Annotated in this window: 25 protein-coding genes; 11 read left to right on the top strand and 14 right to left on the bottom strand. The window is 30.0% G+C overall.

The genetic code is table 11. The features are described 5' to 3' along the window. Positions 1-36: 36 nt before the first annotated feature. The 3 genes from ACTS9J_RS03780 to ACTS9J_RS03770 form a co-directional block, all read right to left on the bottom strand. Positions 37-795, bottom strand: a complete 759-nt coding sequence (locus ACTS9J_RS03780; protein WP_114998946.1) for a TIGR02757 family protein — start codon at positions 793-795, stop codon at positions 37-39. 39 nt (positions 796-834) lie between these two features. Continuing rightward, on the bottom strand, positions 835-2,055 hold the full coding sequence (locus ACTS9J_RS03775; protein ID WP_291098611.1) for a LuxR C-terminal-related transcriptional regulator: 1,221 nt from the start codon (positions 2,053-2,055) through the stop codon (positions 835-837). A gap of 68 nt (positions 2,056-2,123) precedes the next feature. Then, complete coding sequence (locus ACTS9J_RS03770; protein ID WP_448352888.1) at positions 2,124-2,798, bottom strand: ABC transporter ATP-binding protein; 675 nt, start codon at positions 2,796-2,798, stop codon at positions 2,124-2,126. Between the two features lie 285 nt (positions 2,799-3,083). On the opposite strand from ACTS9J_RS03770, the gene sucC reads away from it, so the two are divergent. After that, the gene (sucC, locus tag ACTS9J_RS03765) at positions 3,084-4,277 is read left to right on the top strand and encodes an ADP-forming succinate--CoA ligase subunit beta (protein WP_180905863.1); all 1,194 of its coding nucleotides are present in this window, start codon (positions 3,084-3,086) and stop codon (positions 4,275-4,277) included. Between the two features lie 225 nt (positions 4,278-4,502). On the opposite strand, the gene ACTS9J_RS03760 is transcribed toward sucC, so the two are convergent. After that, entirely contained in the window at positions 4,503-5,009 is a 507-nt protein-coding gene (locus ACTS9J_RS03760) for a hypothetical protein (RefSeq protein ID WP_448352887.1), read from the bottom strand. A gap of 2,463 nt (positions 5,010-7,472) precedes the next feature. On the opposite strand from ACTS9J_RS03760, the gene ACTS9J_RS03755 reads away from it, so the two are divergent. Together ACTS9J_RS03755 and ACTS9J_RS03750 are read left to right on the top strand one after the other, a co-directional pair. Beyond that, complete coding sequence (locus ACTS9J_RS03755; RefSeq protein WP_448352886.1) at positions 7,473-8,255, top strand: RNA polymerase sigma factor; 783 nt, start codon at positions 7,473-7,475, stop codon at positions 8,253-8,255. Positions 8,256-8,257: 2 nt separating this feature from the next. After that, complete coding sequence (locus ACTS9J_RS03750) at positions 8,258-9,355, top strand: hypothetical protein (RefSeq protein WP_448352885.1); 1,098 nt, start codon at positions 8,258-8,260, stop codon at positions 9,353-9,355. Between the two features lie 449 nt (positions 9,356-9,804). On the opposite strand, the gene ACTS9J_RS03745 is transcribed toward ACTS9J_RS03750, so the two are convergent. Beyond that, on the bottom strand, positions 9,805-10,185 hold the full coding sequence (locus ACTS9J_RS03745) for a PUR family DNA/RNA-binding protein (protein ID WP_314546855.1): 381 nt from the start codon (positions 10,183-10,185) through the stop codon (positions 9,805-9,807). Between the two features lie 117 nt (positions 10,186-10,302). Continuing rightward, entirely contained in the window at positions 10,303-12,060 is a 1,758-nt protein-coding gene (locus ACTS9J_RS03740; protein WP_448352884.1) for an ABC transporter ATP-binding protein, read from the bottom strand. Between ACTS9J_RS03740 and nusB the strand changes: the two genes are divergently transcribed. The 6 genes from nusB to ACTS9J_RS03710 all read left to right on the top strand — a co-directional run bounded on the left by nusB (position 12,051) and on the right by ACTS9J_RS03710 (position 16,990). Beyond that, positions 12,051-13,073: a transcription antitermination factor NusB gene (gene nusB, locus ACTS9J_RS03735; RefSeq protein WP_448351489.1), complete on the top strand. Its 1,023-nt coding sequence runs from the start codon at positions 12,051-12,053 to the stop codon at positions 13,071-13,073. The two genes, ACTS9J_RS03740 and nusB, sit on opposite strands and share 10 nt — an antisense overlap. Positions 13,074-13,117: 44 nt before the next feature. Further along, complete coding sequence (locus tag ACTS9J_RS03730) at positions 13,118-13,609, top strand: DUF1573 domain-containing protein (RefSeq protein ID WP_114998927.1); 492 nt, start codon at positions 13,118-13,120, stop codon at positions 13,607-13,609. A 24-nt stretch (positions 13,610-13,633) separates the two neighbouring features. Then, positions 13,634-13,990 (top strand): preprotein translocase subunit YajC, encoded by a 357-nt coding sequence (yajC, locus tag ACTS9J_RS03725; protein ID WP_125350678.1) that lies wholly within the window; start codon positions 13,634-13,636, stop codon positions 13,988-13,990. Positions 13,991-14,060: 70 nt separating this feature from the next. Then, a complete protein-coding gene (coaE, locus tag ACTS9J_RS03720) occupies positions 14,061-14,663 on the top strand; it encodes a dephospho-CoA kinase (RefSeq protein ID WP_448352883.1) in 603 nt (200 codons plus the stop codon). 73 nt (positions 14,664-14,736) lie between these two features. Then, complete coding sequence (locus ACTS9J_RS03715; protein WP_038331121.1) at positions 14,737-16,290, top strand: sensor histidine kinase; 1,554 nt, start codon at positions 14,737-14,739, stop codon at positions 16,288-16,290. 4 nt (positions 16,291-16,294) lie between these two features. Next, positions 16,295-16,990, top strand: coding sequence for a response regulator transcription factor (locus tag ACTS9J_RS03710; RefSeq protein WP_019974263.1), 696 nt, complete (start codon positions 16,295-16,297; stop codon positions 16,988-16,990). Between the two features lie 60 nt (positions 16,991-17,050). Here ACTS9J_RS03710 and ACTS9J_RS03705 read toward each other — a convergent pair whose 3' ends face one another. The 3 genes from ACTS9J_RS03705 to glf are packed head-to-tail and all read right to left on the bottom strand — an operon-like array spanning position 17,051 to position 20,076. Next, the gene (locus ACTS9J_RS03705) at positions 17,051-18,067 is read right to left on the bottom strand and encodes a glycosyltransferase family 2 protein (protein WP_448352882.1); all 1,017 of its coding nucleotides are present in this window, start codon (positions 18,065-18,067) and stop codon (positions 17,051-17,053) included. Continuing rightward, positions 18,067-18,960 carry a glycosyltransferase family 2 protein gene (locus ACTS9J_RS03700; protein ID WP_448352881.1) on the bottom strand — a complete coding sequence of 298 codons (894 nt, stop codon included), beginning with the start codon at positions 18,958-18,960 and terminating at the stop codon, positions 18,067-18,069. The genes ACTS9J_RS03705 and ACTS9J_RS03700 overlap by 1 nt, the downstream gene beginning before the upstream one ends. Before the next feature lie 3 nt (positions 18,961-18,963). Further along, complete coding sequence (gene glf / locus ACTS9J_RS03695) at positions 18,964-20,076, bottom strand: UDP-galactopyranose mutase (protein WP_448352880.1); 1,113 nt, start codon at positions 20,074-20,076, stop codon at positions 18,964-18,966. A gap of 129 nt (positions 20,077-20,205) precedes the next feature. On the opposite strand from glf, the gene ACTS9J_RS03690 reads away from it, so the two are divergent. Further along, positions 20,206-21,207, top strand: a complete 1,002-nt coding sequence (locus ACTS9J_RS03690; RefSeq protein WP_448352879.1) for a glycosyltransferase — start codon at positions 20,206-20,208, stop codon at positions 21,205-21,207. Continuing rightward, positions 21,197-22,147: a glycosyltransferase family 32 protein gene (locus ACTS9J_RS03685; protein ID WP_448352878.1), complete on the top strand. Its 951-nt coding sequence runs from the start codon at positions 21,197-21,199 to the stop codon at positions 22,145-22,147. Before ACTS9J_RS03690 ends, ACTS9J_RS03685 begins: the two co-directional genes overlap by 11 nt. On the opposite strand, the gene ACTS9J_RS03680 is transcribed toward ACTS9J_RS03685, so the two are convergent. Genes ACTS9J_RS03680 through ACTS9J_RS03660 form a run of 5 tightly spaced genes read right to left on the bottom strand, consistent with a single transcriptional unit; the run spans position 22,131 to position 26,358 of the window. Beyond that, on the bottom strand, positions 22,131-22,985 hold the full coding sequence (locus tag ACTS9J_RS03680; protein ID WP_448352877.1) for a capsular polysaccharide synthesis protein: 855 nt from the start codon (positions 22,983-22,985) through the stop codon (positions 22,131-22,133). The two genes, ACTS9J_RS03685 and ACTS9J_RS03680, sit on opposite strands and share 17 nt — an antisense overlap. Beyond that, entirely contained in the window at positions 22,982-23,857 is an 876-nt protein-coding gene (locus ACTS9J_RS03675; RefSeq protein WP_448352876.1) for a glycosyltransferase family 2 protein, read from the bottom strand. Before ACTS9J_RS03675 ends, ACTS9J_RS03680 begins: the two co-directional genes overlap by 4 nt. Beyond that, positions 23,850-24,521, bottom strand: a complete 672-nt coding sequence (locus ACTS9J_RS03670; protein WP_448352875.1) for an NAD-dependent epimerase/dehydratase family protein — start codon at positions 24,519-24,521, stop codon at positions 23,850-23,852. The genes ACTS9J_RS03675 and ACTS9J_RS03670 overlap by 8 nt, the downstream gene beginning before the upstream one ends. After that, positions 24,518-25,570, bottom strand: coding sequence for a non-hydrolyzing UDP-N-acetylglucosamine 2-epimerase (wecB, locus tag ACTS9J_RS03665; protein WP_448352874.1), 1,053 nt, complete (start codon positions 25,568-25,570; stop codon positions 24,518-24,520). Before wecB ends, ACTS9J_RS03670 begins: the two co-directional genes overlap by 4 nt. Beyond that, positions 25,570-26,358: a glycosyltransferase family 32 protein gene (locus ACTS9J_RS03660; RefSeq protein ID WP_448352873.1), complete on the bottom strand. Its 789-nt coding sequence runs from the start codon at positions 26,356-26,358 to the stop codon at positions 25,570-25,572. Before ACTS9J_RS03660 ends, wecB begins: the two co-directional genes overlap by 1 nt. Positions 26,359-26,360 lie beyond the last annotated feature (2 nt).

The raw sequence follows: 26,360 nt of genomic DNA, 5'->3' as shown, positions 1-26,360 counted from the left end.
TTCTAATTTTTCTAAATAAAATTATTTTCAGTTCAGTTAAAACCCTTCGAAAACACCCAAACCAAATAAAGCAAAATCATATTTAACAGGATCATTTGCATCCATTTCTCGCAATTTTGTATCAAGTTCTTTCAATGCTTTTGCATCATTTTGTTTTCGAGTCAGAATATTTAATTTTCGTGCAACATTTCCCGAATGTACATCCAAAGGACACGAAAGAATAGAAGTTGGAATGGATTTCCAAATCCCTAAATCAACACCTTGTTTGTCATCACGAATCATCCAACGCAAGTACATATTGATACGCTTTGCAGCCGAATTATTCAACGGATCTGAAATATGTTTAGTTGTTCGAGTTGGATGCTCTATCTCGAAAAAAGTTTGTTTGAAATTCGAAATTGATGCTTGCATCGAATCTGAAGTTTGATGTTTTGCAAAAACTTGTTCCAATCCTCCATGATTTTGATAAATATTACGAAGCGATTGCATGAAATATTTTAAATCTTCACTATTGAATGTTCTATGAACAAAACCATCCAAATTCTCAAAATCATTTTCAGAGAAATTCATCACAAAATCGTAAGGTGAATTTCCCATTAACTGCATCATTTTATTCGCATTATTGATAATCATTTTACGATTTCCCCACGCAATTGTTGCTGCTAAAAACCCAGCAATTTCGATATCTTCTTTCGCAGAAAATCTATGCGGAATCTGTACTGGATCAGAATCGATAAAGTCTAATGTATTATATTGAAGAACTTTTTCGTCTAAAAAATCCTTTATTTCTGTCATTTAGCAAATATACTAAGAAGTATAATATGTTATAGAGAATTAGAATTTCAATCCTAAGCGATTATCTATTCCTAAAGCTTTATAAATAATTTTTAAGTGATATTTTACGGTATTTTCAGAAATAAAAAGTTCTTCCCCAATCTCTTTATTTGTTTTTCCTTGTTTTACAAGTTCAATAATCTCTAATTGTCTTTCTGTTAAATTATAATCTTCTATATGAAGTAAATGCTCTCCTTTTTCGTTAGATTCTTTCATGAAATTCTCTAACTCAATTCGCATTCTGTTATTCTCTCTTTGTATAAATCGATTTTTCTCTTTGTTCGAATTATATAATTTTATTACAACTATAAGAAATGCAAAAACAGCAATCAAGCAAGTTATAAGTAAATAGCGAATTTTTTTCTCGTAATCAATTTCAATATTTTTTCGCTTGTCAAGTAATTTTTTATCAAGAATAGTTAATTTACCATTATAAGTATTGGTACTATATTTATAAGTAAGTTCTACAGCTATTTTCTGATAATAATATGCTTTTTCAAAATCTTTTATCTCTGCATAAAAGTGACTCATAATGTAATAAACAAACTTTTCATAAATCAACATTTTATATTTTTTTGAATAAAAAATAGCGTTATCAAATGCTTTTTCAGCCATTTGAGTATCTTTTTTAAATTCAGCTAAATCAATTAGTTTTATATAAACGGCTGCAACATGTTTCGGATTATCTATTTTGCCAAGTTCTATCGCATGGTTTAATGTTTTTTCTGCATTAACAAAATCTTTCTCTCGCATTTGTAATGTTGCAATTACATTATAATAGAATAATTGAGTTTCAGAATTTAATAAAGACAAGTCTTTTGTAGAAATTTCCTTTAATACTTTATCTACATCTTCCCATTTCTGATTATCAAAAGCAACAAATAATTGCTCTACCAACAAGCGTACTTCACCTATTTCTTTCAGCTTATTATCGTTCACTTCATCCAAATGTTCTTTTGCTAATTCTAAATTGCGCGCAACTTCAGGATAATTATATAACCTTTTATAGGTTAAAGATCTTTGTATATAAGCATTAAAGATGTCATAATGTGTAGATTTCTTATCCGTAATAACTTCTTCTAACCTTAATAAAGAAGTTTCATATTTGAATTGATCATTTAAAACTGAAATTTCATCATTCAATTTTTGTGGATCGATATTTTGGGCAGATAAAAAAGGAGTAGTAAGTAATAGAACAAAAAACAGTAAATTCTTAAACATTAAAAACAATAATTCTTAGAAGTTACAAATGTATCCTATTTTATTAAATCATTTTAATCGAAAAGATTTTACATACTATCAACAAATAAACCATCAGCCATCACCAATTTTCGATCGGTCATATTTGCTAATTCTTCGTTATGTGTCACAATGACAAAAGTTTGACCAAATTCGTTTCGAAGATTGAAAAATAATTCGTGTAATTCTTCTGCATTTTTCGAATCTAAATTACCAGAAGGTTCATCAGCAAAAACGACTTTAGGTTGATTAATCAACGCACGAGCTACTGCTACACGTTGCTGTTCTCCTCCAGAAAGTTGATTCGGTTTATGTGTTAATCGTTGCGAAAGTCCTAAATAGGACATCAACTCTTTTGCACGTTTTTCAGCATCAGCTTTTTTTGTTTTTTTGATAAAAGCTGGAATACAAATATTTTCTATTGCATTAAATTCTGGCAACAATTGATGAAACTGAAAAATGAATCCAATGTTCTCATTACGGAATTTAGATAAATCGCGATCGTTTAATTTCGTGATATCTTGTCCCGCAATCTGAATAGAAGTATTATATTTCTTTGGCTCAGAACTTTTTTCTAATGTTCCTAAAATTTGAAGCAAAGTTGTTTTTCCTGCTCCAGAAACACCAACAATAGAAACGATTTCTTTTTCTGCAATCGATAAAGAAACATTTTTTAGCACTTCTAATTCACCAAATTTCTTAACAATATTTTCTGCTTTTATCATGAGGTAAAGATATAAATTAAGTACTAAGTCTTAAATTATAAGTGATAAGTTTTTTTTGAATTCAAAATAAAGACATCCAAATTAAACTAGTTTTTAGTGTACTTGTTACGATTTAAAAATTATATAACAATTGTTTTGACTTTTTAAATCATTAATATTCGTATCTTGTAACCTCTAAATAAACAATATTAACCACTTTTTTAGCATAAGCTGATAAAATTAATATGGCAAAATTTAGAATACATCAACAATATTTTTATTTTTGTAATTGAAAAATCAAAAAAAATGAATCTTCACGAATATCAAGGAAAAGAAATTCTTAGTAAATATGGTGTAAAAGTACAACGTGGTATCGTTGCTACTACACCAGAAGAAGCTGTAGAAGCTGCTAAACAATTAACAGAACAAACTGGTACAGGTTGGCATGTCGTAAAAGCACAAGTACACGCAGGTGGTCGTGGAAAAGGTGGTGGAGTAAAGCTTGCTAAAAACTTGGACGAAGTTAAGGAAAAAGCAAACGAAATCATCGGAATGCAATTAGTTACACCTCAGACTTCGGCTGAAGGTAAAAAAGTTCATCAAGTTTTAATTGCTGAGGATGTTTATTATCCTGGTGAATCTGAAACTGAAGAATACTATGTTTCTGTATTATTAGATCGTGCAACTGGTAAAAACATGATTATGTATTCTACTGAAGGTGGAATGGATATCGAGGAAGTTGCTGAGCACACGCCAGACAAAATCTTTACAGAAGAAATTGATCCAGCTGTAGGAATCCAAGGTTTCCAAGCGCGTAAAGTTGCTTTCAACTTAGGTTTATCAGGAAACGCTTTCAAAGATGGTGTTAAATTTATCACTGCTTTATATAATGCATACGTTGCGATTGACGCTTCTATGTTCGAAATTAACCCAGTTCTTAAAACATCTGACGATCAAATTATCGCTGTAGATGCTAAAGTATCTATCGATGATAACTCATTATTCCGTCATGCAGATATCGCTGCTTTACGTGATACAAGAGAAGAAGATCCAACAGAAGTTGAAGCTGGAGAAGCTGGATTAAACTTCGTAAAATTAGACGGAAACGTTGGATGTATGGTTAACGGAGCTGGTTTAGCAATGGCAACTATGGATATCATCAAATTATCTGGTGGTAACCCTGCAAACTTCTTAGACGTTGGTGGTACTGCTGATGCTGAGCGTGTAGAAAAAGGTTTCCGTATTATCTTAAAAGATAAAAACGTAAAAGCTATCTTAATCAACATTTTTGGTGGTATTGTACGTTGTGACCGAGTTGCTCAAGGTATCTTAGATGCTTACAACAATATGGGTGACGAAATTAATGTGCCAATTATTGTTCGTTTACAAGGAACAAATGCAGAAATCGCTAAGAAAATGATTGATGAATCAGGTTTCGCTGTTCACTCTGCTATCACATTAAAAGACGCTGCTGATAAAGTAGAAGAATTAGTAGGTTAAGATTTAACTTATTTACAATATATAAAACCTCTCAAAGGATTCTTTGAGAGGTTTTTTATTGATAAAATTTTGTATTTTTATGTATACTAACAAGCTCTAATTTATAGTAACCAATATCTAAAGAATTTCTTTGATTTTATCTTACTCAAAGTCAAAAATAATACCTCTGTCAATCAGCTTAGTAATTTAGATTTCTATACTCATTATTGTATCATACATTTAGTTTCAATATTTGTATTGATTAAGATTTGAAATATAAATAGCCTTTCTACCAGTTGTTTCTTCTGAACTGACTAACTCATCATTTTTTAAATTCCTCATAACACCAGCGATAGCAACAGAAGTTATATCCTTTGGCACTAATTTCAACCGAAGTAACTCCTCTTTTATTTCAGCTACGGTTTTACCTTTATTAAGAAAATTAGTATTTACTATATGCTCCCTAATTTTTGATGTCAATTTTAAAGATTCTATTCTATCTTTAGGTAATTCATTTAGAGGTTTAAGAGGAATTCTAAAGTCTAATAATGTTTCTAATGGGTACTGAACGGCTTTTGCATATTCAATATATAAATCAATATCTTTTGCAATTCCTTTTTCAACTTTTAAAACTGAACTTTTCGAAATCTCAGTCATAAGAATAATATCATCAATTGATAAAAAAAGTTTCAAACGATGAGATCTTAACTTAGCTCCTATTTGCTCTCTATATTTAGAACCACTACTATTCATTAATGTCTATAGGTTTTTAATTAGAAAATAATTTGCATTTAATTAAAAAAGTATTATATTTGTTATAGCGAATTGATAATTAGTCTATAAAGACAAATTACTTACGATGGGTTCTCGGCTCAAAACGACCAATTTTACCTCGAGACTATCGTGGAATCGCTCCATGTCTAAAAAGTTTTGTACTTTCGTATATGGCATGGGCGGTTTTCACGTATGCTTTAGAGGTAACTTTTAAACTTTCGAGTTTTTAAGATGGGTTTGGTCGCCCTTGAGTCTAAAGTGTGAAGCCGCCTTGCTTTTTTTGCAAGTATTTCTTCATACACGAGAAACATCGTTCCATAAAACCCAACACAAAATGAGAACGAAACAATTTCCATTCATCCGTAAAAAACCACCAGACAAAGTCTGTTTGTTTTTTCCATTCTTTTAAAGAACAAACCTCCGTATTTATAGCATTTTTAAAACACGGGGAACGTAAAGCAAAGGGCTATCCTTTCTTTACACGCTCTCTATCAGAGCCTCGGTAAGGAGACTTTGACAGCTAGGTTATACTCTTTTTTTCGCACATTAAAAGTAATGCCTTTCATATCATTTTCCAAATTTATTGGGGCCTACCTTATTATTAGTATTTAGATGTTAGTATTTAGATTTTAGAGTTGTACGATGTAAAAAGTACATTGTATTATGTATTTGAGGTTGAGACTAAGGATGGGATTCTGAAACGAGTTCAGAATGACAGCGAATTTGAATATTGAAAAGGATGTAGAAAATGTCATATGATTTGGAGACGAGTGTCAAAAAGCTGAAAGTCATGGTTAAAATATTTTACTGTTTGCGTAGCAAATGATTTAAAATATTGAATGACTGAAACTAATTTTGACCGTCGAAAATCAAAGACAAGAGTTTTTTGATTACTTTTTTGCTCTCTTGCTCGAAGGGCACATGAATACCGATAATTAAAATAGATAAGCTATGAATAAAAAAGTGATAGAAAGATTTCTCGATACCTCGAAATGACATATTGAATGCGATTCTGAGACAAGCTCAGAATGACAGCTAAATGATAAGCTTTGATGAGTATCATATGATAAAAAGAATTTTACTTTCATTTTTTTTTCTTGATAAAAAAAACGAAACAAAAAAAATCAAGACCGCGATTTTCGACGTTCAATTACCATCTCACGCACTAAAAAGATTAAATGATTCGCATACGCTTACTAATCTTTTTTACGCTTGTTTCAATGGATTGAAACTCGTCTACAAATCGTATGTCGACTCTAAAATCCGTTATTAAAAAAGGATTTGAATATTGAAAAAAGGATGAAAAAAACCGACATTAAAACTCTCACGTTAAGAAAATGGTTAAATGTAACGTTAAAAAGGTTTTAGCCCGTAGGGTTTGTAAAATGTTTAGTGGAATGAGAACATTTTTAGTAGATAGGTTTACAGCCAAGTCTTTTTTCGTTAGTTTTTTTGACGCAAAAAAGTGACAAAAGATTTCTCGATACCTCGAAATGACAGTTAGTAATTGTCATTCCGAAGTAGTGAGAACGGATGAGGAATCTGCTAGCTTAAGAATAGCAAATTAAATGCGATTCTGAGACAAGCTCAGAATGACAGCTAAATGATAAGCTTTGATGAGTATCATATGATAAAAAGAATTTTACTTTCATTTTTTTTTCTTGATAAAAAAAAACGAAACAAAAAAAATCAAGACCGCGATTTTCGACGTTCAATTACCATCTCACGCACTAAAAAGATTAAATGATTCGCATACGCTTACTAATCTTTTTTACGCTTGTTTCAATGGATTGAAACTCGTCTACAAATCGTATGTCGACTCTAAAATCCGTTATTAAAAAAGGATTTGAATATTGAAAAAAGGATGAAAAAAACCGACATTAAAACTCTCACGTTAAGAAAATGGTTAAATGTAACGTTAAAAAGGTTTTAGCCCGTAGGGTTTGTAAAATCTTTAGTGAAATGAGAGCATTACGGCCAAGTCTTTTTTCGTTAGTTTTTTTGACGAAAAAAAGTGACAAAAGATTTCTCGATACCTCGAAATTACATATTGGATGCGATTCTGAGACAAGCCCAGAATGACAGCTAAATGATAAGCTTTGATGAGTATCATATGATAAAAAGAATTTTACTTTCATTTTTTTTCTTGATAAAAAAAACGAAACAAAAAAAATCAAGACTGCGATTTTCGACGTTCAATTACCATTTCACGCACTAAAAAGATTAAATGATTCGCTATCGCTCACTAATCTTTTTTACGCTTGTTTCAATGAATTGAAGCTCGTCTACAAATCGTATGTCGACTCTAAAATTCTTTGTTATAAGTGAATTTGAATATAATAAGAATAAAAATGTAGAACTTAATACGTATCACGTAAAACTAAAAAAATAACGTAAAACGTCATACGCATCACATAAAACACAAATAAAACCACTTTTATTATGCTAGAAAAAGAATTTGAATTATTAAAAAAAGGTAATTCTACTGCTTTCGAACGTATTTATGTCAGGTACAATAAACGAATCTTTTGGTTTGGTAAACAAATAATTGAGGATGAGTTTGTAGTAGAATGTTTGTTACAAGATGTGTTTCTGAAACTTTGGGAATATCGAGAGAAGATTGAATCTCCAAATCATATTTTTTTCTTTTTGAGGCTTGTAATGAAATACAGTTGCTATTCGCATTATGCTAAACCGAAGAATAAGTTTTTTAGAACTGTGAGCTCACTAGAAAGTTATGAGAATTATCAAAGTTATTTGGCTGGATATGATTCCGCTAATGTATTAGAAAACCTGAACGAACAAGAAACTCAACAGCACTATTTTGATCAAATTATAAAAGTATTACCCTTATTAAATGCTGAAAGAAAACATTTGATTGAACTCTGTTTAAAACATGGATTTAAATATAAAGCGATTGCTAAAGCAATGGGAAGAGGAATCAAAGAAACCAGTAATGAAATTAAACATGCTATTGATGATCTTAAGAAGATTTTAAATCACCAAGATAAGTTAATTATTAAAACCAAAACAGTCTCTACTGTAGAGAAACAAAATCAAATAAGCGAAACACAATCGTTGATTTTAAAACTTCGATGCGAGCGTAAACAATCTTTTGCAAATATCGCTGAAGAATTAGAACTGTCTCAAAAAGAAGTACACAATGAATTTATAGTCGCCTATAAATTTACCCAACAAAATAAAGTTCAATCCCTAAACTATTGATGATGGAGAAATCTACTTTAATACTCACTCGAAAAATACAGTTAATTGTTGATTTAGCTACCCAAGAAGAACGTCAAGAGGTTTTGGAAATACTTTATAAATGGAGAAACAGGTGTTATAGAGCCGCTAATTTGATCGTTTCTCATTTGTATATACAAGGGATGGTGAAAGAGTTTTTGTATCTTTCAGAAGGGGTTATACACAAGTTGGTTGATGAAAAGAAAGATGAAGCAGGAATCTTACAGCGTTCGCGAATAAATACCACTTATCGTGTGATATCAGATCGTTTTAAAGGAGAAATTCCGATGAATATATTATCTTGTTTAAACAGTAGACTACACAGTACGTTTAACAAAGATTACCAAGAATATTGGAGAGGAGAAGCTTCTTTAAAAAACTTCAAACGGGATATGGCATTTCCTTTTGGATTGGAAGGTATTAGCAAATTATCTTATCATCCTGAGAAAAAAAGTTTTTGTTTTCGATTGTTTCAACTTCCATTCAAAACCTATTTAGGAAGAGATTTTACAGGTAACAAAAAACTATTGGAACAAGTAGTAAATGGTGAAGTTAAACTTTGTACGTCGCAAATAAAAATAGAAAAAGGTAAAATATTTTGGTTAGCTGTTGTTGAAATTGAAAAAGAAAACCATCAATTACAACCCGAAAGGATAGCAGAAGCTTCCTTATCATTAGAATATCCATTGGTTGTAAAAGTAGGTAAATCTAGACTTTCCATCGGAACCAAAGAAGAATTTTTGTATAGAAGATTGGCAATACAAGCGTCTCGTAAACGAATACAAGTAGGAGTAACCTATGCTAAATCGGGCAAAGGAAGAACGAGAAAACTAAAAGCGTTAGAAAAAATAAGTGAATTAGAACGTAATTACGTACATAATCGATTACATGTTTACAGTAGAAGGTTAATCGATTTTTGCATCAGTAATAAAGCAGGAACACTTATATTATTGGATCAAGAAGAAAAGATAGAACTAGCCAAAGAAGAAGAATTTGTACTAAGAAATTGGAGTTATTATGAACTGATGACCAAAATAAAATACAAAGCAGAGAAAGCAGGAATTGAACTTATTATAGCATAAATTATAATTTTTGAGGGTGATTGTACACCCATAAGGTGAGGTTGATAACGAACACTCACTAAATGTAAATTACATATACAACGCGTGGGTTCACTTACTTTCATCAATAATTAATAGCAGATACTCTTTGGAGTTGCTAACTTTACGTAGACAAAATAAAGTTTGATTTTTAAGTCTTTATCTTTGAAATTATAGAAAAGGCACTCGTTACAGCACCGAATTTAAAATAAATTCTCTTTCAAGCTGCTTTGATACAACTTACTTATTCTATCAAATCGAAAAATCACTCAATATGACAACTAAAACTAGCTTTTTGTTTATCTGATTAATTTCGAAACAATGTCATTCCGACATTAGGAGGAATCTCTAAATGTTTTTAATTCTATAAAATAAAAACCTCCGCTCAAGTTATTGAGCGGAGGTTTCTTTTTACGCATATTTAGTAAAGTCTATATATCGTCAAAATCGATATTGGTAAAAGATTCAACTTGCGTTTCTTCTTTACTCACAACTTTATTTTTTGGATCAAAATCTTTCTGATGTCTTTCCGAAATTACCTCTTGTCCTTTTTGTGCAAAAACAAAATCCGTCGTTTCGTCTAACATTTCCTTGAAACTTTCAAAATCTTCTTTGTACAAGTAAATTTTATGTTTTTTGTAATACACATTTCCATCGTCCTGCGTATTTTTTTTACTTTCTGTAATCGTCAAGTAATAATCACCTGCTCTTGTTTCGCGAACATCGAAGAAATAAGTTCTTCTCCCAGCCCTTAATACCTTTGAAAAGACTCCTTCTGCATCCACCTTTTCTTGGTTTTCAAAATCATTCATAAGTCTAAATAGAGTTTAATTGTTAAATGTTTCCTAACAAATCTAAAAAAAATTAAGAAAACAACAACATTTTAAGCAAATATTTTCTATTATTTTATTAAATCTCTATTAATAAACTTAATCTAGCAGTTGTTTATTGTACAATTCGTAATAATAACCATGCTTATTTAATAATTCACTGTTCGAACCATTTTCTAAAACATGACCATCTTCTAAAACCAAAATCTGATCAGCGCGCTTAGCAGAAGATACACGATGCGTAATAATGATGGTCGTTTTACCATTAATTTCAGAAGATAAATTATTTAAGATTTGTTCCTCTGTTTCGGTATCTACAGCTGACAAACTATCATCAAATATTAATATTTTCGGATCATTCACCAAAGCACGAGCTATAGAAACACGTTGTTTTTGACCACCAGAAAGTGTCACTCCACGTTCTCCAACAACTGTTTCATAACGTTCTTTAAATAGATCAATATTATCATGAACAACCGCTTTCTTCGCAAAAACTTCAGCAGTTTGTTCATCAGTATCATCAGAACCAAACAAAATATTATTGGTTAACGAATCCGAGAAAAGGAAAGCTTCTTGCGGTACATAACCAATTTCTTCTCGAATAGATTCTACATTAATATCATGAATATTTTTATCATCAATCAAAATTTCACCAGAAGTCGGTTCCAGCGAACGCGCAACCAACAAAGCAATTGTCGATTTTCCTGAACCTGTTTTTCCAAGAATCGCTAAAGTTTCACCTTTATTAATTTTGAACGAAACATTATCCAACGCTTTAATTCCTGTGTTTTCGTAGATATACGTCACATTCTTAAATTCAATTGTACCTTCTACTTCGTGATTCACTAATTGTTTTTCTTTTACATCAGTTTCGGCATTCAAAAATTCGTTGATACGAAACATCGACGCTTCTGCACGCTGTACAACCATCGTAATCCAACCCAACGAAGTAAATGGCCAAATTAACATATTTAGGTAAAGGAAAAATTGAGCAATAGAACCAATATCCATTGTTCCTTCTATATATTTTACTCCTCCCAAATACAAAATCACCAAATTACTCACTCCAACTACAACAACCATCAAAGGTCCAAAAGCAGCTTGAATTTGAGCTAAATTAAGCGCACGTTTCTGATATTCATCTGCTTCAACTTCGTATTTAGATTTTATAAATTCTTCTGAATTGAATGATTTTATCACGCGAATTCCAGCAAAAGTATCTTGTACAGATGACGAAATCGTAGATTGTTGTTCTTGTACTCGCTTACTTTTCTTGTTAATATTTCGTGCAACATTATAGATTAACAATGATAAAATAGGCAAAGGAGCCAATGTATAAAGCGTTAATTGCTTATCAATTTGCAACATAAAATACGCAATAATCACAACTCGCGATACCAAATCAATCGGATACATAATTCCAGGTCCAAGATACATACGCACCAATCCGACATCTTCTGTAATACGATTCATCAAATCGCCCGTTTTGTGTTTTTTGTAAAAGGACAACGATAATTTTTGATATTTATCGTAAATCACATTTTTCAAATCGAACTCAATATAACGCGATGCCACAATAATCATTTGTCGTGTACCAACCGTCAGAACTCCTCCCAAAACTTTAAAAAAGAAAAAAGCCAAACTGGCATACATCAAACCATCTTTCAAAAGATCGAGGTTATCTGTTCCTTCTTTCTTAAAATTTCGTAACAATTCTTCAACTGTATTAATCGCTTCTCTAATATATGTAACGGAATAAACCTGCACCCAATTGGCACAAATCGTAAAAATGAAGCCCAAAAATATTCTCCATTTATACTTCCATAAAAATTTATTTAACTTTTGTAATGATTTCACAAAACAAAATTACATTCTTTTTTTTACCTTTGCATCAATTTATTAGACGTTATATCATTGAAATTATGTTGGGAAGAAGACAACTACGCGAAAAAGTAATGCAGAATATCTATGCTTACAATAGTTTAGGAACTGAAGGCGAAGAAAGAGCGGTCGAGAAAAATATGATGAAAAGTATCGATCAAATCTACGATTTGTACATTTATCTCCTAAATTTGATTAAAGTTCAAAAGGACATTGCAGAGCATAAAATTGAACTTGCAAAATCAAAAAACTTTCCAACCCAAGAAGATTTAAATCCAAATTTAAAATTTGTTCAGAATAAAGTATTCAAAATTATTGAACAAAATCTTGAATTAACTCGTTATTCAAATGACAACAAATTTTTACTTTGGGATATTTATGATTCTTATCCAAACAATATCTTTAAAAATTTGACAGAAAGCGAATTGTACAAAACATACATGAGCAGCGACAAACATTCTTTTGAGGAAGACAAAGAATTTATCTTGAACTTTTTCGTAGAATTTATTGCTGAATATGAAGATTTGCACGATTACTTAGAAGGAATTCAGATTACATGGGCAGACGATGTACATATTGCAAATGCGATGGTACACACAACGATAAAATCGTTCCGTCAAAACAGTTCTCCGTTGATTTCTTTGTTCAAAGTTTACAAAGATTTAGATGACAAAAAATTTACTGAAGAATTATTCCGTAAAACTATTCGTCACCAAGCAGAAACAAGAAAAATCATTGACGAAAAAGCTCAAAACTGGGAATTAGATCGTATTGCGACAATCGATTTGATTATTTTGGAAATGGCTTTGACAGAATTTTTATATTTCTCAAATATTCCTGCGAAAGTTACAATCAACGAATATGTAGAATTAGCGAAAAGTTATTCGACAGAAAAATCACGTGTTTTTGTTAATGGAATCTTAGATAAAACATTAAAAGAGTTAAAAGACAATAATAATTTACCAAAATACGGTAGAGGTTTATTATAATCACTATTTTTTCTTAATTTTGACTAAGACAAATAATTATAAAAATGAAAAGTAAATTATTTATTTTAGGTGCATTTGCATTATCATTCGCAATCAGCTCTTGTGGAGAGAAAAAAGCTAGCGATAATTTTACAGCAGAAGAAACAGCTCAACAAGCTGAAAATGTTGTAGATCCAGCTACAGCTCCAGTTTTAACATTAGCAGAAGCGAATCACGATTTTGGAGATGTAAAAGCTAACAATAAAGTAGAAACATATATCAAGTTCAAAAACGATGGTAAATCTCCATTAGTTATTCGCGATGCGTCTGCAACTTGTGGTTGTACCGTTCCTGAATTCCCTTCTACTCCAATTGCAGTAGGAGCTACAGATTCTATCAAAGTTGTTTACACAGCTGGAAACATGAACGGAAAACAACAAAAAACAGTAACTTTAGTAACAAACACAACAAATGGTCACGAGAAATTTGACATTTCTGCAAACGTTGTTGGAGCTACTGCAAATGATCAAAATGCGCAACAAGCATTTGGACAATAAGTATTAAATCGATAAAATATAAAAATGATTCAAACAATCTTTTTACAAGCTGGTGCACAAGGCGGAGGAATGTCTATGCTTTTGATGTTCGGAGGGATGTTCGTAATTATGTACTTTTTCATGATTCGTCCTCAACAAAAGAAAGCGAAACAAGAAAAACAATTTCAAACGGATATCAAACGTGGTGATCAAGTTGTAACAACTTCTGGAATTCACGGAAAAATCAACGAAATTTATGACGACGCTGTTATCATCGAAACTGGAGCTGGAAAAATTAAATTTGAAAAGGCTGCAATTTCTCGTGAATTAACTGCTGCACGTTATTCAAAAACGACTGACAAAGCTGAGAAATCAGAAAAAGCAGTTGAAGAAAAAAACTAAGTTTAAGGTTAACATATATTTAACTGATTGCCGAAGGAATTATTCTTCGGCATTTTTTTAACTTCAAACCATGAAAAACAACCAACCTTTTGTAGCAGGAATTACTGGCGGAATAGGCTCTGGCAAAAGTACAGCTGCAAAATTATTCGAAGAATTAGGTATTCCGGTATATAATTCTGATACAAGAGCGAAAACGATTCAGAATGAAAACTCTGAAGTAAAAGTTAAAATTATTGCGGCTTTTGGTGAAGAAGCTTACAATGAAAATGGTTTGAATAAACCATATCTATCAAAACAAGTTTTTCAGAATAATGAAAAATTGAAGCTATTAAATTCAATTGTTCATCCAGCAGTTTTCCAAGATTTTGAGGATTGGAAAAAAGCACAAAAATCGGACATTGTAATGAAAGAAGCTGCTATTTTAATAGAAAGTGGTAGTTACAAAGATTGCGATGTTGTGATAAGTGTAGTGGTCGATATAGAAACGCGAATTGCACGAACTATAAAAAGAGATGGTTTATCACGAGAAGAAATTCTTGCGAGAATAAACAATCAGATTTCGGACGAAGAACGAATCGCTAAATCAGATTTTATCATTGATAATAATGGCGATTTAGCTCACTTGAAAAATGAAGTGGAACAAACGTTTATCAAAATCAAAAAAATGATTTAATCGTCCAAATTTTAACAAAAAGATAGAAATTAGAAAAGATTAAACTATTTTTAATCATTCAATAAAAGAATAAATGAAAAAAGGATTTTATAAAATCTTAATCGTTATCATGAGTGTTGCGCTTATAGGACTGATAATTATTCAATTCTATTGGCTAAACTTGACAATTCAGAATGGTACAGACAGTTTTAACAACAATGTGTACCAAGCGATGAATTATACAACTGAGAAAATAAATAAAAACGAATTAGAGCGTTATTATAAGAAATTCAATAATATACAATCTGATTTAAAATCAAATAAAGATAAACCGCAAGTTGTAACCAATCAAGTCATCAAAGATTCGCTTGGTGTTACGTACGCATATGTAACGCGCTATGTGGTCGAAAAATCGATGTTGCCATCATCTGGAAAATACAATGACAGTTTAACGAAAGCGAATATTTATTCGCAAGAACGCGTTTTCAAAATAGACAAAGATTCTTCTGCAAGAGGAATTCCGAATCTGAATTTGAATTTTGAACACGCTTTACAAGACGGAACATTTACGCTGGAAAGTGCTGCTCGTTGGGATGCTGGTTCTACGCCAATCGACAAACGTGTGAATTATGCGATGTTAGATTCGATATTGAAAAACGAATTACGCAACAGAGGAATTCATCAAGCAATGCCAATTTTGGCAGTTTTGAAAAAAGATTCGACAGAAACAAATGTCAAGTCAAAAGATTTTGATCGCAATAAAATCGAGTTTATGGTTCCACTATTTTTGGATAGAAAGGATCATATCGAATATTATTTGGCAGCGAATTTTGTTAACCGAAATTTAGCCATTGTTGCACCAACTGTTCCAGTTATTTCGTTGACATTTATCTTAACCATGATTATTATTACGGTTTTCTCCTTGTCAATTTATTATATGCAATTGCAACGCAAAAGTTCGGAAATCAAGACAGATTTCATCAATAATATGACGCACGAATTCAAAACGCCTATTGCAACCATTAATATTGCGTCTGATGCATTGCGTAATGAAAAGATATTTACTGATCCGGAAAAGGTGAAATATTATGCAGATTTGATCAAACAAGAAAACAAACGTATGAATGCTCACGTTGAGATGGTCTTACGAATGTCAAAGCTTGATCGCAATCAAATGGATATGAATTTTCAGGAAGTAAATTTGAATGGTATTGTACAAAAAAGTGTTGAGCCGATAAGATTTATTGTAGAAGAAAGAAATGGTACAATATTTGAAGAATACAACGCAGAACAATCATTTGTAAAAGGAGATCCCTTCCATTTAGAGAATATCGTTATTAATGTATTGGATAATGCTCGAAAATACTCTCCAAACACACCGGAGATTAGAGTAAAAACATACAACAAAGACAACAATTTTTTAATTGAGATTTCTGATAAAGGAATGGGAATGTCGCAAAACGTTCTGAAAAAAATATTTGAACAATTTTATAGAGAAGAAACGGGAAATATACACAATGTAAAAGGTCATGGACTTGGATTGGCTTATGTCAAAAAAATCGTTCAGCTTCACGGCGGACAAGTTTGGGCAGAAAGTTCAGCAGGAAAAGGAAGTACTTTTTTCATTAAAATTCCTCTAAAATCATAGATCAATGAGTGATAAACAACGATTACTTTTAGTAGAAGATGATCCAAGCTTCGGAAGTGTATTAAAGGATTATTTGGTTATAAACGATTTTGACGTAACGCACGCAATCGATGGTGAGGACGGTCTTGCCAAATTTAAAGAAAGTGATTATGATCTATGCATCCTTGATGTAATGATGCCTAAAAAAGATGGTTTTACATTAGGAAAAGAGATCAAAGAACTAAAAAGTGAACAACCAATTATATTTTTAACAGCGAAAAACATGCGCGAGGATGTTTTGAATGGTTACAAAATTGGAGCAGACGATTATGTCTTAAAACCATTTGATTCAGAAGTTTTATTGTACAAAATAAAAGCTGTTTTACAACGTAATTCTGGCGAAGAAGAAAAATTTGAACAAGAAGATTTCAAAATTGGCAAGTTTACATTCAATGCAAAATTGAGACAATTAATTTACGATGGTAAATCACAAAAACTTTCGCCAAAAGAAAACGAATTATTACGTTTATTGGCTGTTTACAAAAATGATTTAATGCCTCGTGAGATTGCTCTAACACGTATTTGGCACGATGATAATTACTTTACATCACGTTCTATGGACGTATATATTGCGAAATTACGTAAGTATTTGAAGAAAGATCCAGCAGTAGAAATCGTGAATATTCACGGTGAAGGATTCCGACTTTTAATTCAGGAATAAGATTAATCTTTATAGAAAAAAACCTCAACATAGTTGAGGTTTTTTTGTGGTATTATATTTTTAATTATCGACTTCTGCTCCTAAATTTCTGTATTGTTGGCGAAAATTTTCAGCCCATTTAAACCATTCATCATATTGTGCATCAGGATGATTTTCTTTATCTAAAAAAGATTTGATATAATCATCAGAAAAATCTTTTGGATAATTTTGCATGGCGTCAAACTCTTTATTTAACCAAGCTTCGTTTAGAATTGAGTTTACTTTATCTATTGATAAATTAATATTATAATCATGGTATTGTCCAGATGCAGATGACTTAAAAGTGGTCTTCATTTTTTCATCTTTTGTTCGAGTGACCAGGTTTCTATTTTTCTTATTTTTTCCAAACCATACTGCAGCATTTTTAAGTTGAATTTTTTCATCCAAGTGATTAATAGAGTCTTTCCACATGTACAACCAATAATCTTTTTTGTAAACTCCCATTAGAATAGAGTTCAAAATCCAATATTTCCTTCTTGTATGATTATCTACTAAACCTAATTTATAAAGAATCGTAAAAAATTTGAATTTATTGAACATAAATAAATTCATAATAAATTGATTAGAAGTAAACGTTTTTAAAGGGTAAGTTGTTTCTAATTCATTAGAAAGAGATAAAACTTCAGAATAATTATCATCTGAATAGATACCTAAAATTCCAAGTTTTGTTAGATGAATATTATGTAATTTCATATAACTAACTAACTCATCGCAATTAATTTCTTTGGTAAACCAAACATCATCTTCTGTAATCAAAAAATAGTCTGATGCATTTTCAACAGCCTTTCTCCATGATTCAGTAGGAATATTGAAGCCATCGTTTATCAAATTATTTCCGATGTTAAACGATTTCTTCTCGTAATTTTCTGTTTTAAAAATTTCTACTTCGTATAAAGAGGATATTTTATCTAAATACTTCTGAGGAGTACCATCATCAACAATGATTACTTTATAGTTTCCTAGGACATTCTCTTTAATTGATTGTAAACAGCGATGCAAATAGTATGGACGATTATATGACTTTATAATTATATCCATTAATTTTTCAATTTATAAATAATCGCTTGTAATGTGGAAACTGGACTTCTAAAAAAACATTCAGCCAATGGAATTAAAAAAGCAGGATTTTTTTCATTTAATAAATAATTAAACTTTTTATACATCACTTCTGATCTAGATTTCCCTAAGATTTCCTTTCTTTTTTGTCCATAAATTTTTCGACGATCCAACGCTCTCTCTTTTATGATATGATGATCGCGGTAAGTGAGATAACTTTTTTTAAATCCTTGAGAAATTCCAGTCGGAGAGATACGATAAAAATAAAGTGGTTGCTCTACGAAATCTACTTCACCTACTTCCTCTACTTTATAATACCAATCTTGATCTAAAGCATTTCTCATCGTTCTGTCAATGTTACCATTTTCGATAAACTTCAATCTATTAAACACAAAAAAATGAGTCATTGCAGACTTTCCATATTCTAAATAAGTAATTCCATTTGGAATTTTAGTACTTGTTTTACAAACTTCTACAGGATTAAGATCTTTATCACAAATCCAATGTTGAGAATATAAACCAGCTAAAATTGGTTTTTCTTGTAAACGAGATAACATTACTTCTAATGCTTCTGGCACCAACGCATCATCAGGATCAATAATACCTACATAATCTGCTTTTGCAAGATTAATTGCATCATAAATAGCTTGTCCATAACCACCATTTTGTTTCTGTTGATAGAATGATATGCGCTCATCTTTCGGAACATATTCTTTAATAATTTCTACAGATTCATCCGTTGAACAGTCATCTAAAATTAACAACTCAAAATTTTCGAATGTTTGAGCTAATACACTTTCTATTCCTTTTCTCAAATAATGTGCATTATTGTAATTACACATTAATAAGGTAATCGCAGGTTTATTTTCGGACATAATTTAGTTTTTATTAGGAATATTCTTCATTTTGACCAAGGCAGAACCAAAAACTTGATGCATATCGTAGTATTTATATTCTGCTAATCGTCCACCAAAAATCACATTAGAAACTTCTTTACTTAATGATTTATATTTTGAGAATATTTCATCATTTTCTTGATTATTAATTGGATAATATGGTTCTTTATCCAAATTCCAATCATCAGAATATTCCTTTGTGATATATGTTTTGGATTGAGTACCATATTCGAAATGCTTATGTTCAATTATTCTGGTATATTTTTCATTATGCGAAGTATAATTTACAACAGCCACACCTTGATAATTTTCTTGCTCAATAATTTCGTTCTCAAAACGTAAACTTCTGTAATTTAATTGCCCAAATTTGTAATCAAAAAAAGCATCAATTGGTCCAGTATAAATTATATTTTCAGCAAGATTATTCCAATATTCTTTATCTTTAAAATAATCCGTATCAAGTCTTACCTCGATTCCTGCCAATAGTTTTTCAAAAATTTGAGTATATCCACCTATTGGAATCCCTTGGTATTTATCATTAAAATAATTGTTATCATACGTAAAACGAACAGGTAAACGTTTTATAATAAAAGCTGGTAAATTAGTTACTTTTGTGCCCCATTGTTTTTCTGTATACTCTTTTATAAGCTTGTTATAAATATCAATACCAACCAATGAAATCGCTTGTTCTTCTAAATTAGAAGGTTTTTCTACTCCAAACTCTTTTGCTTGTTTATTGATTATTTCTTTTGCTTCGCTTGGTGTAGAAACTTTCCATAATTGATGAAAAGTATTCATATTAAAGGGTAAATTATAAATTTCACCTTTATAATTGGCAATTGGAGAATTTGTATAACGATTAAACTCTGCAAATTGGTTGACATAATCCCAAATGTTTTTATCGTTTGTATGAAAGATATGAGCACCATATTTATGCACATTTATCCCTTCTATACTTTCTGTAAAACAATTTCCAGCAATGTGACTTCTTTTCTCAATAACGAGACATTTATATCCTTTTTTTGTTAACTCGTAAGCTGATACAGCTCCAAAAATACCTGCACCGATAATAAGATAATCATATTGATTATTCATAGAATTTAGTTTGATTTAGTTGGTAAATTTACAACTTTTCGTTGTATTAACTACTTTATTACAAGAATACTAAATTGTAAAAAAAAATACATTGTTTTTTTACTAAATTTGCACAACTAAACTTATCACATGCAAACTCCATTAGTCAGTATCAATATTCCTGTTTTTAAATGCGAAGATTATATAATCAGATGTTTAGAATCTGTAAAAAATCAAACGTATCAAAATCTTGAAATTATTTTAGTTAATGATTGTACACCCGATAATAGCATACAACTTATTGAAGAATTTCGCGCTAATAATACAGCTCTAAACATAAAGTTATATCATTTAGAAACGAATCAAGGCTTATCTGTTGTTCGCAATACTGGAATTGAAAAATCTACTGGAAAATATATTTATTTTTTGGATAGTGATGATGATATTACATTTAACTGTATCGAAAAATTAGTAGAAAATGTACTGATAAATAACACCCAAATGGTTATTGCTCAAAATCGTTGGATGAATACATTCGATAATACGACGAAAGATTTTGGTTTTCCAACAAAATCTCAATTAAAAATTTACGATTCAAATTCAAGTATTTTTGAAGCTTATTGTAAAGGTTCTTTTCCTGTTTCTTCTTGGAATAAGTTAATTGATTTGGTATTTATCAAACATCATAATATTTATTTTGTTCCTGGTTTATATGCGCAAGACGAATTATGGATGTTTCATTGCATGGAAAAGATAGACAGTTTATCTATTATTGATGATATAACGTATAATTATTATTTGCACGCTAATTCTGTCATTTTTAATCGAACTAAACGAAACTCTGAAAATCATCAAACTATTTTAGAATGGATTGTAAAATCTTATCAAAAAACAACTGATACAGATAGAAAAAGATTAATACGAGGTTGGATGATCAACTTTAAGAAATTGATTATTCAAATGCAATGGAAAGTCTTAAAAGACGAAGCTTATTTCAAAATAAATTATAATCGCATGAAAAAAGCACCATCTCTTACTTTTTCTGATTATTGTAGTTCTGATTTTACAAAAGAACAAAAAAAGGAAAATTTATTACTAAATCTTCCTACTAATATTGGGTTTAAAATCTTTAAGAAACGTTATGAAGGGTAAATGTATTGATAAATTAAATTCTGTTAAATGGAAACTTTATTATAAAATAAATTTATTAAAATTAAAATATATTGGTGATAACAAACAATTTATATATAAAAACTACGTACGTATAAAGATTAAAGAAGGAGAAGTGGATCAGGGTATTGACAAATTTATATGGTCTTATTGGAACACCTCAGAATTACCATCAGATATAGTAAATTTTATAAATTCTAATCGTAGAATTAATCCTAATTTTAAATATATAATAGTAAATGATTATAATCTCCAAGAATATTTAAATGATTTTCCTAAAGATATTAAGTTTCCAAGTGTACAACATAAAGCTGATTTAATTCGATTGTTACTATTAAATAAGTATGGAGGAATTTGGATAGATATCACAACTATTCTAACAAAATCATTAGATTGGGTCATTGCACTGCAACAAAATCATAAAACTGAATTTGTAGGTTATTATAATCCTCATATGATGAGAGATAATGATAGTTTACCTATGATTGAAAATTGGTTTATGGCTGCTCCAAAAAATTCTAAATTCATTAAAATATGGTTAAATGAATTTCTTGAAGCACTTAAAAGTGAGAGCCCTAGAGATTATTATCAAAAACATCATGATTTTGAAGACATAAGACAAAATATAAACCCTCCTTTTGATAGAACATTTACTATGCATTTATCAGCTCAAAAAATTTTACAACATAATCAATTTTCGTATTATTTAATAAATGCTGAAGATGATGGTCTCTATTTTAATTATTGTTCAAAAAATAGAGTTGAATATTGTTCAAATTTATTATTAAGAGGATTTTCAAATCTACCATCTGTAATTAAAATAACAGGTGGAGATCGTATAAAATTGAATGATTTTATAAATAAAAAAGTATTTTCTAAAAAATCAATTTTTTATACGTACAAAATTATAAATAATTATTAAAATCTGGCATCAACCTTTTGTCATAAATGATTTGTTTATGATACTTTAAAGATAGTGGAACCATTATTCTTGATAAAATGCTAAACCATTCGATAGGATAACCTTTATTAAAACCTCTGTCTATGCCTGGATTTTTTTTAAGTTCATCATAATATTTATCTAATCTATAATGCAATTCTTGATACCATTCTGCAACAAAAAGTGAATAAGGTTTACATATAAAACCACAATTCCCTATACATAATCTATAATATTTAAAAATATCTTTATTTAACTCAATATTATCTCCTTTCCCTCCCATTTTACTTGGATTAAACTCAGGATAGCCAGCAATAACTTTTTCTGAGTTAGATTCTAAATTTTCAAAAATTTCTATCCAATTATTATTATTTCTCTTTATATCACTATATCCTCCCCCATAATGATACATAAAATAACACCTTAAATAATCTGATTTATGGACTAATGAAAGATACTGATAAGCTGGATGTAAAGGAAAATCAGGCAGAATATAACTATTCAAATTTTTTGTTGTAATTAATTTAACTTCTATTCCAGTATCCTTTTTTAAAATATTTAAACACTCTATTCTATTATTTGTTATTTTATTTTCTCCTGTCCAAAAACAATAAATAACCCTATCTATTTTTTGATTACTTTTTACTGGATATTTATCATCTAAGTGATTATTTAAAAAGTGATTTTTATACTTATTAGAAAAATATTTGTACGGGATTACTTTATGATAACTAAGTCTATAAAATGATCTAACTTTGAGTAAGAAAACATAAAGAAATTCTAATTTAGTTCTTAAAATTTTTAGTAACCGTTCTTTCATTTTTTTAGTAAATAATATTTTAAATAAGTAAATAAACTTAAATTATTTCGAATTATTTTTTTTTGATTTGAGTTTATTTTTTCGGTATAATAAATTAATTTCTTAACAAATTTTATTTTTTCATACTTATTAAATCTTAATTCATATTCATTAAGTAAATCATTATAAAATATACTCATGGCAGTTTTTTTATACTTAACAACTTTAGCACTAACATTTGTTGTTAACTGTACTTCACTTCTTCTTATTCCAACAAATGCCTGATTTGATATTTCTAAACTATCCATCCCAAATTCAAAAACTAACATTGCATCACTTCTCCAAGCTAAGGGATATTTCCTAATTCCTCTTTTTTCAAAAACTTCTCGAGAAAATACATTTTCAGATATTGAAATCCAATAAATTTGATTTAAGTCATTTAATAAATGTTGTTTAGAATTAAGATTTTCTATTTGATTAAATTCTTTCAGTATTTTACTTTGTTCAGATATCTTTAACATCTTAAATCTTAACAAGTCGAAATTACCTTTTTTATAAATAATCTCATAAAAAGTTTCTACAAAATTATCACTGACTAAATCATCATCACCTAAAATTTGAATATATTCTTCTTCATTTGTTAATGCAATACACCTTTCCCATTGTTCAACTAATTTACCTTGGCCTCCATAATTTTCTTCAAATTTCAAATAGGTTAAATTAATTTTTTGTCTATATGATTCTATCAAAGTCGAAGGGTCTTCTGGACTATTATCATTCCCTATGTATAAATTAAATCTATTATCAGTTTGATTTGATAAACTTCGTAATGTTTCTTCAAAATACGTTAATTTATAGTATGGAATAACAATTGCTAATTTAATTTCATTCATAATATTGCTTTATCAAATTATTCAAATACTCTTTTTTGTCTTGTATAGAAAACTGATACTCCAATTCATGGATATCAATAGAATAATGTTCCCCTTTATTTTCCATTAACTTCATTGCAGGTTTTTGTAATATTTCCTCGAAGGCTTCTACTATTTCTGGTATAAAGTAATTTTCGGCATAAGCCACATTCACAATTCTATTCCAACGGTTAGACTGAATGTATAGAAGCGTAATATCCTTTACATCTTCAACATCAATCAGATTACGTGTCGCATGTTGGTGCACATTCAATTGTTGATTCGTTATAATTTGGCGATAAAGATAATTCATCAACAAATTGGGGTTTCCTCCTATTCCAACTGCATTACTAATTCTAAGAATAAGATAATTGGCTGTATTTTGTTTGATTACTTCTTCGATATGCAACTTATGCAGCACATATGGACTGTTATATTTTGAAGAATCGTAAATAGAACATGTACTAAAATAAACAAACAATTTGTTGGTATATTTTGCCATTGCTTCTTCAACTAAACTCTGTTCACGTAAAAACTCCTCTTCCCTTGTTTCAGAAGAATTAGAAACTCCCGAAGCAAAAAAAACTACCTCATCTGTATCTACTTCGGTAAATAAATTTGCAATTAATCCTTTCCCAATAATCATAATAAATGATCTAAAATAAGTTGCGATGCATTTCCATTTCCAAAAGGATTAATAAAATTATTATTTCCTTTTTGTAATTCGTTGTAAAATTCTTCTTTTATCATTTGCTTATTTGCACCAACTAATACACCACACCCACATGCTAAAACTTCTGGTCGCTCGGTTTCTTCTCGTAGTATGATAACTCTTTTCTGTAGAGTTGGTGCTTCTTCTTGAATTCCACCAGAATCAGAAATAATTAGTAGTGATTTCGCCATTAATTTTACCGCTTCTATATAGTTCAATGGTTCTATAAATTTTATATTTTGCGGAACAACATCAAATGTTTTGAAAATAAATTCTCTCGTTTTTGGATTAGGGTGTAAACTCCAATAAAATGTAATCAAAGGATTCTCAATAGCCAATTCTTTTATAGCCTCACAAATAGAAAACATATTTTCACTAATATTTTCTCTTCTATGGGCTGTTATAAAAACATCATTACCATACTCTAAATTGACATTTTCTTTGTCTAAAACATAGTGTAACAAATCAATAATTGTATTTCCTGTTATTACAACTTTAGATTCGTTAATGTTCTCTGCCAATAAATTATTAGCTGCTAAACTTGTTGGAGCGAAATTAAGATCCGATGTTAATGAAACTACTCGTCGATTATATTCTTCTGGAAACGGGAAGTGTATATCATCAGTTCTCAGTCCAGCTTCTATATGGTAAAATTTCCTTTTCTCTACAAATGCAACTACAGATGATGCTAAAACAGTAAAAGTATCTCCTTGTGCTATAATTTTTTCAATAGATTCCTCTTTTACTACTTCTGCTATATCATTAATTAATTTAGCTAAAAGGTTTGAATTTGAAAATTCACTAGATTGAACTTTTAGATTATAATTTGCCTTAAAATTAAACAAATCTTCCATCTCTGTTAGCATAGATGTATGCTGACCTGTATTAATTGTAATAAAGTCAATTTTTCGTTTCTGGGCTTCTAATATTAATGGATAAATTTTTAGAAATTCTGGTCTTGTGCCGTAAATTATTGCAATCATTATCGTTTACTAAAAAGATTATTTAATACATACCTAACGATCATTCTAAAAGGTATTTGATTTAATACTTTATCAACCTCAATCATTTTATGATTAAAAATTACATTATGCACTTCCTTTTTCCCATTCTCTATTTCTGAAAAAACTCTAGTTTTATAGTACGCATGGACATAATCTTTGAAAGGATTTGGATAATCTCTATCATGCCAAGTTCCTACAAAATGATGAGATGCATAATTCTTAGGTAAATCCAAACAAAAATAGGTAGAAGGGTAAATTACGATTCCATCTTTACCTTCTTGTAATTCATCTCGATTTGGATCAATGCCATATTCTTTTACTAACAAATCTGATACAAACACAGTATTCGTTGTTAAATCAAAACTTGTTTTTTCATTGTAAAAATCTATTACACGTTTAGCCCATGGATGTCCTTTTTCTGTAGCCCATAATGCTGTAAAAGGCGAACCTTTGATTTCAAACCCTGAAAATGCGCGATGAACTAAAAATTCGTCTAATGAAAACTTGACTTCTACATCAATATCCATATAAATCCCTCCCATTTCATACAAAGCTAATGCACGGGCATAATCAGAAACAAATGCCCATTTCTTTGATTCAGCAGCTAACTTTACATATTCACAACAATTGATATCAAAATTGGTTTCATTCCACTCAATTATTTCATAATCAGGAAGGGCTTTTTTCCAACTTTCTAAACAGATATAAAAAGATTCTGGCTTTGGATTTCCTCCAAACCAACAGTAATGGATTATTTTGGGGATCATTT

It is taken from the genome of Empedobacter sp. ULE_I140 (assembly GCF_053482575.1).
Note: the sequence above shows the minus strand (reverse complement) of the source record. Positions and strands in the feature narration are given on the sequence as shown.